The sequence below is a fragment of the Pseudomonas sp. R1-7 genome (genome assembly GCF_051132105.1).
Classification (GTDB): Bacteria; Pseudomonadota; Gammaproteobacteria; order Pseudomonadales; family Pseudomonadaceae; genus Aquipseudomonas.
The window spans coordinates 4,242,393-4,256,769 of the sequence record NZ_CP071661.1; the positions used below are offsets into that span (position 1 = coordinate 4,242,393).

The following is a 14,377-nucleotide window of genomic DNA, read 5'->3' on the forward strand; positions in this document are numbered from 1 at the left end:
AGCAGGCCTGCTCGCGAAGGCGGCGGATCAGTCAATGCAACGGTGACTGACGGATCGCCTTCGCGGGCAAGCCCGCTCCCACAGGGATATTCGAGCCCACACCGCTCAACTGGCGAAAAGGTAAGCCTCCACATCCATCCCGGCATCACGCATCTGGGCCAACTTGTAGCGCAGTGTCCGGGGGCTGATGCCAAGGCGTTCGGCCGCTTCCTTTCGACGGCCGCGCTCGGCGCGCAGGGTGTCGATGATCATTTGGAATTCGCGTCGACGCAGGTCGTCTTCCAACGCACCGGCCGACTCCGTCACGTCCATCGGCGGCACCACGGTCGGCGCCGGCTGCAAAATCGGCAAAGGCGCGCAGGCCACCGGACCCGCCAGGCAGAAATCCTCGGGCTGGATCAAGCCGCCCTGCTGCAGGATGAGCGCTCGCTGAATGGCGTTATCCAATTCCCGAACGTTGCCCGGCCACGGATAAGCGATCAGGCAAGCCTGGGCATCGGCGGACAGCCGTGCCGTGGCATGCTTCATTTTATTGACGTGCTTGGCCAAGAGACGCTCGGCCAGCGGCAGGATATCGGCGGTGCGTTCGCGTAACGGACGCCAGGCCAACGGAAAAACTGAAAGCCGGTAATACAGGTCTTCTCGGAAACGGCCCGCCGCCACTTCGCCCGCCAGGTCGCGGTTGGTTGTCGCCACCACGCGGATATCGAGACTGATGGGCTTGCGTGCGCCGACCCGTTCCACTTCTCGCTCCTGCAATACCCGCAGCAGCTTGGCCTGCAGGCCCAGTGGCATTTCGGAGATTTCGTCCAGCAGGATAGTGCCGCCGTCTGCCTGTTCAAACTTTCCGGCCTGGGCCGCGATGGCGCCGGTGAACGAGCCTTTTTCATGGCCGAACAACGTCGCCTCGAGCATGTTGTCGGGAATCGCCGCGCAGTTGATGGCAATGAACGGTTCACTGGCGCGCCGGGACTGCTGATGGATATACCGAGCCAGCACTTCCTTGCCAGTCCCGGATTCACCGGAAATCAGAACGGTTGAATCACTGCGAGCAACCCGCGCCGCCAACTCCAGCAGCTGCGCGCTGGCCGGTTCGATGGCCACCGGGCCCTCACCTTCGGCGGCGAGACTGCCCAGGGCATGGCGCGACACCAAGTCAAGCAGCGCCTTAGGCTCGAACGGCTTGACCAGGTAATCCGCCGCACCTTGGCGCATGGCATCCACCGCACGCTCGACCGCACCGTGGGCAGTCATCAACAGGACCGGCAACTGAGGCTGGCGCGCCCGCAGCAAACCGAGCAATTGATGGCCATCCATGCCCGGCATATTGACGTCGCTGACCACCAGGCTGAACGGCTCACGAGCGACAGCCTGCAACGCCTCCTCCGCCGAACCGACGGCAGCATGATCATGCCCGGCCAACAGCAGCGTATCGGCGAGCGCCTCGCGCAGGGCGCGATCGTCCTCTACCAGCAAAACCTTGATTGCCATTGCCTTCACTCCACCCCTGGCGCACTGGAAAACAGCGGCAGGATGACCAGCGCACACGTGCCGCGCCCCGGTCGCGAGCGCAACTGCAATTCTCCCTGATGGGCTCGGGCGACGGCCTTGACCACGGTCAGGCCGAGGCCCGTCCCGGTGGTCTTGGTGGTGAAAAACGGTTCGCCCAGACGGGTCAACACGATTGGATCGATACCGCTACCATTGTCGCTGACGCACAGGCGCAACGTGCTGCCACGGGTGTACAGGTGGACTTTCAAGCGGACGCCACCGGCGCTGGCCTGGATCGCATTTTCAATCAGGTTCAACACCGCGCCCACCAGCGTGTCGCGATTGCAGAGGATCTCGCCCGCATGGCTGTCGCACTGCCAGCGGATCGGCAGATCCTGCACATGGGTCAACGCCGCGGCCTGCAAGGACTGCAGCAATGCCTTGGGCGTCACGCGATCGGTCAACGGCAATTCGCCCCGGGCGAATACCAGCATGTCGCGCACTTGGTGCTCCAGCTCGTGCAGACGCTCTTTCAAGCGGCCCGCAAAGCGCTGCTGGGTTTCCATGGGCAACTGCTGCTCAGTCAAATGACTGGCGTACAGCAAGGCGGCGGACAATGGCGTACGGATCTGATGGGCCAGCGAAGCCACCATCCGTCCGAGGGAAGACAGACGCTCGTGGCGGGCTAGCTGATCTTGCAGATGACGGGTTTCAGTCAGGTCGTTGAGAAGTACCAATTGCCCGGGCTCGGCGTCCAGCGAACGGGTCGAGATGGACAGGCGACGACCGTCCTTCAGGGAGACTTCGTGACCGTCGTCTTCTCGCGGAGCGAAGCAGCGCGTGATGACGTGGCGCCAGAGCTGGCCTTCCAACGGCAGTCCAAGCAGTTCGCACGCCGCCGGGTTGGCTTCACGCACGAAACCGTGGGCGTCGATGACAATGACGCCGCCAGGCAATAGGTCGAGGAGATTTTGCAGCCGATTGGCCAGGCGTTCTTTTTCCGCCAGTTCCTGCATGCGCTGGGCGCTCACGACCGCCAGCTCGCCCTTGAGCTCGGTGACCCGGGCTTCGAGCAGGCTGTAGGAGTCCGTCAACTGGCTGGACACCTGGTTAAACAGCGAAAACGCCTGTTCAAGTCCAAGCCGGCTAGCCTGTTCGGCGGACGGCATGTGTCCCGGCTCGGGGACAGGAGACATCAGGGCGGCTTGGGTCATCGTGCTCTCTCGCTTGGCTGACCGTCAGTTAAACGGAACGTTGCGAGGGCTGTAGCAATACCCGTGCCGAAAAAAAACCGCCTGAAATTCAGGCGGTTATAAAACAGGCGTCAATCATCCGCCTGTTCATCTCCTTCGCGCCGGCTCATGCCGTACTTGCGCATCTTTTCAACCAGGGTCGTGCGACGAATGCGCAGCCGTTCCGCCGCACGCGCCACGATGCCGTTGGCATCGTCCAAGGCCTGCTGGATGAGGCCCTGCTCCAGGCCTCCCAGGTAATCCTTGAGATCCAGGCCTTCCGGCGGCAGCAGAGCGTTGCTGGTGAAATCCGGCGTATGGCCGTTGATCGCCACGCGCTCTTCAAGATCGCTGCGCAGGCTGTCGACCATTTGCTCGTCTTCGTCGTCGACGTAGCGGAATTTCTTCGGCAGCTCGGCCACGCCGATCACGCCGTAGGGGTGCATGATCGCCATGCGCTCCACCAGGTTGGCCAGCTCGCGGACGTTGCCCGGCCAGCCATGGCGGCACAGGGACATGATCGCCGCAGAGTTGAAGCGGATCGAACCGCGCTTCTCATGCTCCATGCGCGAGATCAGTTCATTCATCAGCAGCGGAATGTCTTCGACCCGCTCGCGCAGCGGCGCCATCTCGATCGGGAACACATTGAGACGGTAATAGAGGTCTTCGCGGAAACTGCCAACCTCGATCATGCTCTCCAGGTTCTTGTGAGTCGCGGCGATGATCCTCACGTCGACACTCTGGGTCTTGTTGCTGCCCACGCGCTCGAACGTGCGCTCTTGCAGCACGCGCAGCAGTTTGACCTGCATCGGCAGCGGCATATCGCCGATTTCATCGAGGAACAGTGTGCCGCCGTTGGCCAATTCGAAACGCCCGGCGCGGCTGGTGATTGCCCCAGTAAACGCGCCCTTCTCGTGACCGAACAATTCGCTTTCCAGCAACTCGGCTGGGATCGCCCCGCAATTGACCGGTACGAACGGCGCTTCGCGGCGCTTGGAATGGTAATGCAGGTTGCGCGCAACCACTTCCTTGCCGGTGCCGGACTCGCCCAGGATCAGCACGCTGGCGTCGGTGTCGGCCACCTGCTGCATCATCTGGCGCACGTGCTGGATCGCCCGGCTGGTGCCGACGAGGCTGCGGAAAAGATTGGGTTCGCGATGCCGGCCGCGTTCACGGGCCTGGTCGTACATCTCGCGATAAACCTGGGCGCGGTGCAGCGAATCGAGCAATTTGCTGTAGCTCGGCGGCATTTCCAGGGTGGAGAGTACCCGGCGGCGTTGGTCTTCCGGCAAGTCCAGGGAAGAATTTTCGCCCATTAGCAAAACTGGAAGGAACTCATCCCAGGTTGACAGTGTCTTTAGCAAGCCCAAAAGCGATGCGGGGGCATTTACGGTCCCGATAAGGACGCAAATGACTTCACGACTGGACGACAAGGCGCCGACAGCCTGCTGCCAGTCATGGCTGCCGCAGGGTAAATTTTCTTCGCCGAGAAAATTAAGGATCACCGCCAAGTCGCGGCGGCGGACGCTGTCGTCATCGATCAGGAGAATTTTGGTTTCACGCCACATGCAATAGCAACTTCCCTAGTCAACTCAGTGCCCGAATTTGGGGGCAAGCTAGACGCTTGCAGACTTGTCATGCCTGTAGACGCCTGAAATCTGTAAACAGCCACTAGTTAAGTCAAAAAATCGTGCACAGTCAAATTTATGGCGCACTTTGTTCGGATTAAATGAAAATTAAATCATCCGAACAGGTTGTAAACCTTCGCCGCGTTCTGTGACTGATGCACCTGCGACATTTCGTTCACGATCGCCTGACGCTCCCCAGTCGCCGCCTCCAGCAATTGCCGGTACACCCCCAGCAACTCTTCCAGATTGTTACGCAACGCCGCCTCGTCCACCTCGGACTCGCTCATGACGTCTTCCATGCAGGAACGGCACGCCAGGTCCAATTGACCGATGGCTTCCCAGTTTCGTTCGGCCAAGGCATCAACCAAAGCGTCACGGGTTTGTTCGATTCGCTGCAAGACAAGACTCATGAGCATATTCCTCAGAATTGCGGGCCAGGTGGCGCGATGCCGTCCCAGCCTTCCTTGACCGTGCGGAGCAGATCGGCGACTTCGTCGAGGATCTTCGGATCGGTCTTGGCATTGGCTTCGGCGAGACGTTTCATCATGTAGGTGTAAAGGGCATCCAGCTCGGCTACCGACTCGGCCTGGTTTTCCAGATCCAAGCCCTCACGCAGGCCGCCCACGATACCGATGGCCTTGCTGATCAGTACGCCTTTGTTCGCGACATCCTTGCGTTCCATGGCGCCCTTGGCCTGGGCGATACGGTCCAGCCCGCCTTCCATGAGCATCTGCACGAGACGATGGGGACTTGCTTCGGAGGTTTGCGCCTGGGCGCCAATCTTCTGGTATTGGCGAAGGGCTAACATCGGATTCATGTTCTACCTCATCAAAAAACTTCGGTTCGTATAAACAGCGTATCGACGCTGCGTCAAAAAACTTTAGATCGAAAAGCCGAAAGCCCGGAACGTTGTCAAAACGTTGCCGGGCTTTTTTGCGACGGGCGAAATCAGCTGTTCTTCTGCTGCGCCGTCATTGCTTCGAACATGGAAGTGATGTTGCTGGCGGTGGCTTTCAGCCTGCCGACCAGGGTGTCCATGTCGTTGTACTTTTTGGTCAGTACGGCGGTAAGGGTTTCGATTCGGCGATCAAGAGCCTGCTGATCTTCGAACAGCTTCGTCTTGATGATATCCAGGTTCTTGGAGCGAGTAGTCAGGATAGCCTCTGAGCCCCCGATACCGCCCACACCCGTTTTGCCTTCAGTGTACGGCTTAATGGCATTATCCATGCGCTCAAGCAGGCCGTTCTCACCTACAAACAGTGTCTGGATCTCCCCACCCAACTGTTTGTCATTCAACGCAGAGGTGAATTTCCCACTGTCGAAATCCAGAGTTCCGGTCGTCTGATTGGTGGTGATTCCCAACTGAGAAAGAACCGTCAGCTTGTCACCTGCACCGGTCTCAGACAAAGGCGCGCGAATGGCCGCCAAAAGCGAGCGAGGCAACGAGTCACCGGTCAAGGCCGCTGGAACCGAGTTACCCTCAGCATCTGTGGTCGGCTTGGTCAGGGACGTCACGGCCTTCGCAACAGCATTATAAGCGTCGACGAACTTCTGGATCGAAGCTTTCAGGCCGTCGGTGTTGGTAGCGACGGTAACGATTGTCGGGCCAGTGTCCTCGACGAGTAACGTCATACTCAAGCCCGAGACCACGTTATCCAGCTTGTTGGTCGGGCTGCTCATCTCCAGACCATCTACGGTGAATTTGGCGTCCTGTGCGAACCCTAGAGAACCTGAAGAAGTCGCGGTAGGTGGCGAGACCATTTCTACGGCGCCGTCAGCTGCGAGGCTGGCAATGCCGCTGAGGGAGATATCATTACCCGCACCGGTTTTAGTCGAGCCGACCACCAGGCGTGAACCAAAGCTGTCGGTCACGATGTTGGCGGTCAGACCGCTGGACGAGTACTTGCTGTTGATGGCGTCCCGAACCGACTGCAGCGTCGAATCAGCAGGTATATCAAGGGTGTAATCCGTGGCTCCTTGACTGATGGTCAGCGTACCGGTTTCCACAGCACTGGAAGCACCACCGGCGAACGCAGCCGTCGCAACTTTCGACGAGGTTGCCAACTGAGTGACGTTTACCGTGTAAGTGCCGCTAACCGCCGAATTGCCGGCTGTCACCGTCAACGCGCTGGTGTTGGCCGAAGTCGCGGAAACCCCGGTAAATTGAGGCGTAGTCGTGCTGCCCAGGCTTTTCAGCGTGGATTGGAAAGTAGCCAGCAGCGACTTCAGGGTGCCGATCCCCGAAATATTTGCCGTATTGATCTTGGTGGCACGATCAATCTGACCTTGCTTGGCTGCTTTGTCAGAATCCACCAATGCCTTGACGATAGCACCGGTATCAAGGCCAGAGCCTAAACCCAAGCCAGGTAGAATTGGACTTGCCATGTGGGACTCCCTTCAGTGTGTCGCCGGACTTTTGACCAATACAACGTACAAAAGAACATAACAACAGAATTCGTGCCGGCTGTCAGGCTTCAGCGCTGAACAACAAGCTGTTTGCATCATTCAAACTGTTGGCCAGCTTCAGAACTTCTTCGTTCGGGATCTGGCGAATCACTTCACCGGAACCACTGGCAATTACTTTGACCACTACTTTGCCTGAAGGCTCATCGATAGAGAACTCCAGGTTACGCTTGACCGACTGGACGAATTTCTCGATTTCCTGAACGGCTTTCTTCAGTTTGTCCTGCTCGGCAGCAGCGTCTTTGGGGGCTTCCTTGACCGGAGCTACCACAGCAACCTCGGCCCGAGGCTTCTCCACGGGCTTATCGGCCACACTGGGCGCCGGTTTCGCCGCCGGATAAGACAAGTTCAGCTTCACGCTCATATCCATGTCCATCACCTCTAGAACGGAAAAAGCGAGAGAGTACGCAAGCGCACCCCCCCGCTAAAGCTCATCCGACTATTACTGAAGCAGCTTCAGTACAGCGGATGGCAACTGGTTGGCCTGGGCCAGAACCGAAGTGGAAGCCTGTTGCAGAGTCTGCTGCTTGGTCAGTTGGGCAGTTTCAGCAGCGAAGTCGGTGTCTTGTACGCGACCCAGTGCAGCAGCGGCGTTTTCGTTCACGTTCTGCAGGTTGGAGATGGTGCTGGTCAGACGGTTTTGTGCAGCACCGAGGTCTGCACGGCTGGAGTTGATGGTTGCCAGAGCAGCGTCGATTGCGTCGATTGCAGCAGCGGTGCTGGCTTCTGCAGTGGCGCTGCTGTTACCGGTGATGGCGATGGCACCAGAGTCAACACTCAGAGTTGCAGCGTCGAAGCCGCTATCCAGAGTCAGGGTAATCTGGTTGGTAGCACCGGTGTTGGAACCGACCTGGAAGGTCATGGTGCCAGCGGTACCGTCGATCAGGTTCTTGCCGTTCAGGTTGGTCGATTCGGCGATACGGGTCAGTTCGTCCGACATCTGAGCAAATTCTTTGTTCAGAGCCACACGGTCAGCAGTACCGTTGGAGTCGTTTCGAGCCTGGACAGCCAGTTCACGCATACGCTGCAGGATGTTGGTGGATTCCTGCAGAGCGCCTTCAGCGGTCTGAGCGATGGAGATACCGTCGTTGGCGTTCTTGATCGCAACAGTCTGACCGCGGATTTGCGAAGTCATACGGGTAGCGATCTGCAGGCCGGCGGCGTCATCCTTGGCGCTGTTGATTTTCAGGCCGGACGACAGACGGGTCATCGAAGTGGAGAGAGCATCGGAAGCCCGGTTCAGGTTCTTCTGAACGTTCAACGATGTGACGTTGGTATTTACTGTTAAAGCCATGACGAATTCCTCGTTGGTTGGGTACTGCGGCTTCCGGCCCTGGCAACCGCCGGGTGTGGCCTAGAGAACCTTCGTAATAGTTATCGTCGTAATCGGAACTTGCTTTAGCAGATTTTTCAAAAATTTTGCCATCAGGATGCCACCCCTCGTAAATCAAGGACTTGGCTGCGATTTAAGCGTGGAAAAATGGCGCCAGGGAAACGCCGCAGCCGTCATTGAAGGCAAACGACGGCTGCAACGCAGCGCAAGCGAGCTAGACAGTCTGACCAGCGGTCAGCAGTTGGACCCATTCATACTCAAGGTAATCGGCCAGAGAGATCCAGTTCTGCGCCTGCTGGTCATCGAACATCAAGGCAAGCAGCCCATTCCATGATGTGGTGACATCGCCTGGCATCCGTTCAACCAAGGGCTGAGTCGATTCAACCAACGCGACCATTGCCAACCCCGCCTCGACGTCCCTGCCGAGACGAAACAGGCGCGCGCATTCACGGGCCTCATTGAGTGCCTCATCAAGCGTGGTCATTGCGCGTACTCCGGGTGGAAATCAGTGCCGACAATCATCGCCCCGTCCCGACTGCTGTTAAGGAAACGCACCTGGGGGTGTGCGGCGACAAATCGCTCCAGTTCGCAAAGGTAACTGCGGAAATTGAGCTGGGTCTTGACTCGCCGACCATACCCATCGAGCACCCAATGCCGGGACGCGCCCAGTTGCGGGCCCAAATCACCGTCGCCCCAACCTGCATGAGTCTTGTCATGGGGAAAGGCAAAATCGGCGCCGAAGAGCGTTACCTGCGCGGCGCCCATTTTCACCGCCAGGTCGACGGCCGGATGAATCACGCTGCCCCCTACATGGAGTTTGGCGCGGCGCAGCTGCGCGCACATCTCACGGTAGACAGGGCTCGAGGAGCAGCCGACATAACGCGCGCCCCGCCACGCTCCGATCACCAAGGGGTCGGCCATCGGTAGATAGACCAGCGCAATGCCGTCGGTGTTTTCAGGCGGAAGATGGCGCGCCGAGATACGCTGATCGATGCTCACCACGATATCCGGGATAATGCCGTGATCGACCAACGGTCGGTAAGCCGTATCGACACAAATCAACAGCGGTCGCTCGGCTTGCTTGCTCAAGTGATGCAGTTTCTCGAAGTGCTGCTCAAGGCTGGGACCGGTGGCGATGACAAACGCCTCACGCCCGTTCAAGCTCCCAAACAACTCGGCAACGTCGCGATCTTCCTGGACAAGACTGAACGTCGATTGCAAACGCTCGAGAATCTCAGGGGACCGGGGGTCGAACGCCTGGTTGGTAAAGTCCAGATGAATTTCGCTGATCAAGCGATCACGAATCTTGGCGTTGTAATCATCGGCCAGTACCAACTCGGCGGGGAGCGCAAGAAATGGCAGTTGGATTTCCGCCAGATCACCGGCGTAGCGCAACACCACTCTCGGATCGGCAAGCCAGGCCGATTGATCCAGCACCTGCAGCACCAGGGCGAACACCGCGCCGTTGAGTATGTGCACCGACAATCGCTCAAGCCCGGTCCGCTCCAACAGGCGGCTCTGCAAGTCGCCCAGCCCCGTGCCATAGACATGCACAATGGCCGCGTCCAGCGCCACACTGGCGGCTTGCAGGTCGGCCTCGGCGATGCGGTCATGGCGACTGGTCAACTGAATGCCATTGATGCTCAAGGTCGAACCAAGCCCCTCGACCAGATCAGCCTGCAACCCATCAATGTCTTCCAGCAGCAGACGATCGGCCAGGGCCGGCCAACGCTGCTGGATGACCTGGAGATTGCGCTCGAAGAACTCGTTCATGATGTCTCGCTTTTCGCTCGGGCAAAAAAAATAGCGTTCAAGGTTACACCTTGGACGCTATTTTTGTGCCTGGGTTTTAAATGACTCAGGGACGATAGATGATCGCCGAGCCCCAAGACAACCCGACACCAAAACCGCTCAACGCCACGCGTTTCCAGGCGGAATCGAGCACGTGCTTCTCCAGCAGCAGCGGAATGCTCGACGACACGGTGTTGCCCGTCTCGACCATGTCCTTGATGAACTTCTCCGGCTCGCCTTCGAAACGACGCGCCACGGCATCGACAATCGCAGCACTGCCCTGGTGGATGCAAAACGCATCGATATCGCTGGCTTGCAGGTCGGAATCGGCCAGCAGCTCATGCAGATGTGCCGGTACCTTGAGCAAGGCGAAGTTGAACACCTGGCGCCCGTTCATGAAGAACACGCCGTCACTCACCTTCAGGTGCGGCGCACCGGAACCGTCGGTGCCAAACTTGGCCTTGCCCAGTTGCCACGGCGCATCTTCGCCCATCCACGTCGCGGTGGCGGCGTCGCCGAACAGCATCGTGGTGTTGCGATCTTCCGGGTCGACGATTTTCGAATACGGGTCGGCGGTCACCAACAGGCCATTCTTCAGGCCGGCTGCTTCCATGAAGCCCTTGATGGCGTAGATGCCGTAGACATAACCCGAGCATCCCAGGGAGATATCGAACGCCGCCACGCTGGTGGGCAGGCCGAGTTTGTCCTGGACGATGGCCGCGGTGTGAGGCAAACCTTCCTCGTCGCCGTTCTGGGTGACGACGATCAGCACATCAATGGATTCGCGCTTCAGATCAGGATTATTGGCAAACAGCGCATTGGCCGCTTCGACGCACAGATCCGAGGTTTCCTGGCCGTCATCCTTGCGAGGCAAGAAGGCGGAACCGATCTTGCCGAGGATGAATTCTTCATCCTTCTCAAATTTTGCACCTTGTGCGTAATTGTCCACGCCGGCTACAGGAACGTAGCTCGCAATGCTTTTTATGCCAATCATTACGGCTTCCCAATCAAAAACAGCCCAATACCACCGCTCGCAAGGAATCGAGGGGCGCCGACAAACGGGAAGTGTAAAGGGCTATCACCGGTCCTGATAAGGGCCAGGCGCCATCTTCCCGGTCAATACAATACAGTGAAGATGCGCGTTATGACTCGCAGGTCACGCTAAATCGCCGAATAATCCCATTGAAAAGCTATTCAACCAATGACCAGGACAGCGCCGTGCCACGCTTGATTGTCTGGCGGGCGCGACGGCCTATCAAGGAGTCCAGGTGTTTGGGCGCCAACCCGAGCCCCGGACGGATCGCCCGGACGTTCTGGGGCGTGAACACTTCGCCGGGCGCCATGTCCTGCGTTGCGTACAGCGAGCGGCGATAGACCAGCGACTTTACCTCGGCCTCGGTCACGCCATAGCGCACCTGCCCCATGGCCTGCCAGGCGCGTTCGGTTTCGACCACCAGCGCTGCCAACTCTGCCGGTTCGAGGGAGAAACTGGCGTCCACACCGCCGGCGGCACGATCAAGTGTGAAATGCTTTTCAACGACCGTCGCCCCTAGCGCCACCGCTGCCACGGACACACCGACACCCATGGAATGGTCCGACAACCCCACCTCGCAACCGAACAATTCCCGCAAGTGGGGAATGGTGCGCACGTTGCTGTTGGCCGGCGTCGCCGGATAGGTGCTGGTGCACTTGAGCAACACCAGATCCTTGCAACCGGCCTCGCGGGCGGTCCGCACGGTTTCGTCGAGTTCGGCAACGCTCGCCATGCCGGTGGAAATGATCAACGGCTTGCCCGTCGCGGCAACCCGACGAATAAGCGGCAGGTCGGTGTTTTCGAAACTGGCGATCTTATAGGCCGGCACGTCCAGGCTTTCCAGGAAGTCCACCGCCGTTTCGTCGAAGGGCGTTGAAAATGCGAGCATGCCCAGTTCCTTGGCCCGGGCGAAAATCGGAGCATGCCATTCCCAGGGCGTATGGGCCTTTTCGTACAAGTCATAAAGCGATGTTCCAGCCCAAAGGCTGCCGGGGTCCTTGATGAAGAACTCCCCTTCGCTCAGATCCAGCGTCATGGTATCGGCGGTGTAGGTCTGCAGCTTCAAAGCGTGAGCACCGGCTCGGGCAGCAGCTTCGACGATCTGCAAGGCCACCTCCAGGGACTGATTATGGTTGCCGCTCATCTCGGCAATGATGAACGGCGGCGCGTCAGCCCCGATGCTGCGCTGGCCGATCTTGAAACTACTCATGAACTTCATCCTTCAATACGCGGGTGAGCACGCATGTGCCCTGACTGAAACCGGCCTGGCGGAACAGCGCCAGAGACGCTTGATTAGCGGGCAGTACCTGAGCGGTAAAACTGCGTAGCTGCGACCAGTGGACGCGAGCAAACGCCTCACCATGGGCCAGCAATGCCCTGCCCCACCCCAACCCCAGGCGGTTCTCAACTAGATAAATCGATACCAGCGCTTCGCTGCCTTGCAGGTCATAACGCAATACGCCGACGGGTCCGTCGGACGCTTCGCCAACCAACAACAAGCGCTGTGGATTGATCAGGCTGGCTTGCAGCCATTGGCAATGACGGTCCCAGTCGATGATTGAATTATCCAGCGATACACGGCGCACGGCCTCGGCATTCCGCCCCTCGAAAAGCAAACGGGCGTCGGCTTGGGTGGCCGGACGAAGCCGCAACAAGGCGCCAGCCAGTGCAACGGCGACGCGCGAGGCACCCAAGCCATCGACCAATTTCCGGGAGTGCTGCGCCAGACTCAGACGCAATCCCTGGTTATCCGCGACAAAGCCGATGGCCTGCCGCAACTGTTCAACGGTGACGCTCTCTCTGCCCCCGAGATAGACATGGGCTCCGAACGACGCCATCGCATCGCTGTTGGCCTGCTGATTGTTCGACACCGCGATACAAATCGTGGGCAAGCCCATGGCGGCCCGCTCCCAACTGGTTCCGCCACCGGCACCAATGAATAGATCGGCCTCCAGCATGAGCTGATGAAAATGGCTGACGAAGCTGTGCAATCGCCAGTGGGGTCGGCTTGCCGCCATTGATTGCATCCGAGCCCAGGCCGGGTTGTCCGCGCCGGCGACAAAATCCACTTCCAGCTCAGGGTAATCCGCCAGCGCCATCATTGCGTGATGGGTCTGCATCGCCGCATCAAATCCGCCGAAGTTGACGAGCACGCGCTTGGCCTTCGGCTTTATCTCAATCGCCCCGCAACGAAACTCATCGCGCAACAACGCGTAACGTGGTCCCAGCAGCATGCGGCAACCTTCGGGTAGCAATCCTTCATACGCCGCTTGCGTGCCGGACAGATTCTGATTGAGCAGGAGGTCGACACTGTAAGTCCGCGTCGCCAGGTCATCCACCGCCATGATCCTTGGCGTAAAGCGCCGGGCAGCGTTCTGCCAGTGATGATCCAGGCCATAGTGGTCAACGATGATCCAGTCGAAACCGGGCCGATCGGCCAGCGCTTGTTCCAAAGCCTGAATATCCGCTTGCCAGGGCAGCAGCGACTCAATGGCCTGTTGCGGATCCTCCCCGGAATAAACGTCCGGCAGGGCGAACGTCTCGAAGCCCTCGGCCGCCAGAACGTGCAGACGGTGCCCCGCGAGTAGCCGACAGGCAAATGCGACGTGAGCACCCTGCACCCGCAATGCTCTCGCCAGGGTCAGGCAACGGGCAATATGCCCGCTGCCGATAGTTGGCGAAGCGTCGGCGCGGATCAACACTCTCATTGCAGTTCACCGCCCGCTTTCAAAGCGGCGTAGAGATACTCGGCGCGCTTCCAGTCTTCGGCTGAGTCGATGTCTTGTACCAGATGACGAGGCAGGATTACCGGCAGGCTTTTCGACGAAAACAATACGTCGCCACGCAACCAGGCGTCCCGGCGCCCCCAATAGAATTGGCCGGCATCCTGGAAAGCTTCGGCCAGGTCCTGGGAGCGCGTATTGCGAAATTGCGGATACAGTGGGGTCAACGCCCCCTGCTCATCCAACGTCAAGGCACGCTGTACGGGAAAGCCGAAACCGCTCACGGAAAACGCGAACGACTTGTCGGGATGGCCGCGCAGCAAGTCAAAACCCTCACGCAGAAACCGTGCTTGCAACAAGGGAGCCGTGGCATAGATGCAACAGGCGAATTCGAACGAACGCTCACGTAGCTCATCCAGGGCGTGAACCATCACCGCCGCCGTCCCGGTGAAATCATCCGCCAGCGCGGCAGGTCGCAAGAACGGCACTTGCGCACCGTGAGCCATCGCCAATTCAGCGATTTCTTCGTCATCGGTGCTGACGATCACCGCGTTGAACAGCCCCGAGTCCAACGCTGTACGAATCGAGCGGGCTATCATTGGCACGCCATCGAACGGCTTCAGGTTCTTGCGAGGAATGCGCTTGCTGCCGCCACGGGCGGGAATGATCGCGATTGCGCTCAC

General features: G+C 59.1%; 14 protein-coding genes. All 14 read right to left on the bottom strand.

Going from position 1 to position 14,377, the window contains the following annotated elements:
- Window positions 1-105: 105 nt before the first annotated feature.
- The 14 genes from J3P79_RS18890 to pseF all read right to left on the bottom strand — a co-directional run bounded on the left by J3P79_RS18890 (window position 106) and on the right by pseF (window position 14,377).
- Window positions 106-1,491 carry a sigma-54-dependent transcriptional regulator gene (locus J3P79_RS18890; RefSeq protein WP_434604986.1) on the bottom strand — a complete coding sequence of 462 codons (1,386 nt, stop codon included), beginning with the start codon at window positions 1,489-1,491 and terminating at the stop codon, window positions 106-108.
- A gap of 5 nt (window positions 1,492-1,496) precedes the next feature.
- Complete coding sequence (locus J3P79_RS18895; RefSeq protein WP_434604988.1) at window positions 1,497-2,705, bottom strand: sensor histidine kinase; 1,209 nt, start codon at window positions 2,703-2,705, stop codon at window positions 1,497-1,499.
- A gap of 110 nt (window positions 2,706-2,815) precedes the next feature.
- Window positions 2,816-4,291 (bottom strand): sigma-54 dependent transcriptional regulator, encoded by a 1,476-nt coding sequence (locus tag J3P79_RS18900; protein WP_039593093.1) that lies wholly within the window; start codon window positions 4,289-4,291, stop codon window positions 2,816-2,818.
- A gap of 173 nt (window positions 4,292-4,464) precedes the next feature.
- Window positions 4,465-4,761, bottom strand: coding sequence for a flagellar assembly protein FliT (locus J3P79_RS18905; protein WP_045155386.1), 297 nt, complete (start codon window positions 4,759-4,761; stop codon window positions 4,465-4,467).
- A gap of 11 nt (window positions 4,762-4,772) precedes the next feature.
- On the bottom strand, window positions 4,773-5,168 hold the full coding sequence (gene fliS, locus J3P79_RS18910) for a flagellar export chaperone FliS (protein WP_045155385.1): 396 nt from the start codon (window positions 5,166-5,168) through the stop codon (window positions 4,773-4,775).
- Between the two features lie 131 nt (window positions 5,169-5,299).
- Complete coding sequence (fliD, locus tag J3P79_RS18915) at window positions 5,300-6,736, bottom strand: flagellar filament capping protein FliD (protein ID WP_434604991.1); 1,437 nt, start codon at window positions 6,734-6,736, stop codon at window positions 5,300-5,302.
- Between the two features lie 82 nt (window positions 6,737-6,818).
- Complete coding sequence (locus J3P79_RS18920; protein WP_063322409.1) at window positions 6,819-7,184, bottom strand: flagellar protein FlaG; 366 nt, start codon at window positions 7,182-7,184, stop codon at window positions 6,819-6,821.
- Window positions 7,185-7,256: 72 nt separating this feature from the next.
- Window positions 7,257-8,108 (bottom strand): flagellin domain-containing protein, encoded by an 852-nt coding sequence (locus tag J3P79_RS18925; protein ID WP_434604993.1) that lies wholly within the window; start codon window positions 8,106-8,108, stop codon window positions 7,257-7,259.
- Window positions 8,109-8,361: 253 nt separating this feature from the next.
- Window positions 8,362-8,631: a hypothetical protein gene (locus J3P79_RS18930; RefSeq protein ID WP_434604995.1), complete on the bottom strand. Its 270-nt coding sequence runs from the start codon at window positions 8,629-8,631 to the stop codon at window positions 8,362-8,364.
- Window positions 8,628-9,920 carry a motility associated factor glycosyltransferase family protein gene (locus tag J3P79_RS18935; RefSeq protein WP_434604997.1) on the bottom strand — a complete coding sequence of 431 codons (1,293 nt, stop codon included), beginning with the start codon at window positions 9,918-9,920 and terminating at the stop codon, window positions 8,628-8,630. Before J3P79_RS18935 ends, J3P79_RS18930 begins: the two co-directional genes overlap by 4 nt.
- 85 nt (window positions 9,921-10,005) lie before the next feature.
- A complete protein-coding gene (locus J3P79_RS18940) occupies window positions 10,006-10,932 on the bottom strand; it encodes a ketoacyl-ACP synthase III (protein WP_198723637.1) in 927 nt (308 codons plus the stop codon).
- A 196-nt stretch (window positions 10,933-11,128) separates the two neighbouring features.
- Window positions 11,129-12,181 carry a pseudaminic acid synthase gene (gene pseI / locus J3P79_RS18945; RefSeq protein WP_434604999.1) on the bottom strand — a complete coding sequence of 351 codons (1,053 nt, stop codon included), beginning with the start codon at window positions 12,179-12,181 and terminating at the stop codon, window positions 11,129-11,131.
- Complete coding sequence (gene pseG / locus J3P79_RS18950) at window positions 12,174-13,679, bottom strand: UDP-2,4-diacetamido-2,4,6-trideoxy-beta-L-altropyranose hydrolase (protein ID WP_434605001.1); 1,506 nt, start codon at window positions 13,677-13,679, stop codon at window positions 12,174-12,176. The genes pseI and pseG overlap by 8 nt, the downstream gene beginning before the upstream one ends.
- On the bottom strand, window positions 13,676-14,377 hold the full coding sequence (pseF, locus tag J3P79_RS18955) for a pseudaminic acid cytidylyltransferase (RefSeq protein ID WP_434605003.1): 702 nt from the start codon (window positions 14,375-14,377) through the stop codon (window positions 13,676-13,678). Before pseF ends, pseG begins: the two co-directional genes overlap by 4 nt.

Bases quoted from the DNA above. Each gene is read 5' to 3' on its own strand.
- J3P79_RS18940 (WP_198723637.1), bottom strand. From the start codon at position 10,932: ATGATTGGCATAAAAAGCATTGCGAGCTACGTTCCTGTAGCCGGCGTG.
- fliS (WP_045155385.1), bottom strand. From the start codon at position 5,168: ATGAATCCGATGTTAGCCCTTCGCCAATACCAGAAGATTGGCGCCCAG.
- J3P79_RS18935 (WP_434604997.1), bottom strand. From the start codon at position 9,920: ATGAACGAGTTCTTCGAGCGCAATCTCCAGGTCATCCAGCAGCGTTGG.
- J3P79_RS18890 (WP_434604986.1), bottom strand. From the start codon at position 1,491: ATGGCAATCAAGGTTTTGCTGGTAGAGGACGATCGCGCCCTGCGCGAG.
- fliD (WP_434604991.1), bottom strand. From the start codon at position 6,736: ATGGCAAGTCCAATTCTACCTGGCTTGGGTTTAGGCTCTGGCCTTGAT.
- J3P79_RS18905 (WP_045155386.1), bottom strand. From the start codon at position 4,761: ATGAGTCTTGTCTTGCAGCGAATCGAACAAACCCGTGACGCTTTGGTT.
- J3P79_RS18930 (WP_434604995.1), bottom strand. From the start codon at position 8,631: ATGACCACGCTTGATGAGGCACTCAATGAGGCCCGTGAATGCGCGCGC.
- J3P79_RS18925 (WP_434604993.1), bottom strand. From the start codon at position 8,108: ATGGCTTTAACAGTAAATACCAACGTCACATCGTTGAACGTTCAGAAG.
- J3P79_RS18900 (WP_039593093.1), bottom strand. From the start codon at position 4,291: ATGTGGCGTGAAACCAAAATTCTCCTGATCGATGACGACAGCGTCCGC.
- pseI (WP_434604999.1), bottom strand. From the start codon at position 12,181: ATGAGTAGTTTCAAGATCGGCCAGCGCAGCATCGGGGCTGACGCGCCG.
- pseG (WP_434605001.1), bottom strand. From the start codon at position 13,679: ATGAGAGTGTTGATCCGCGCCGACGCTTCGCCAACTATCGGCAGCGGG.
- J3P79_RS18895 (WP_434604988.1), bottom strand. From the start codon at position 2,705: ATGACCCAAGCCGCCCTGATGTCTCCTGTCCCCGAGCCGGGACACATG.
- J3P79_RS18920 (WP_063322409.1), bottom strand. From the start codon at position 7,184: ATGGATATGAGCGTGAAGCTGAACTTGTCTTATCCGGCGGCGAAACCG.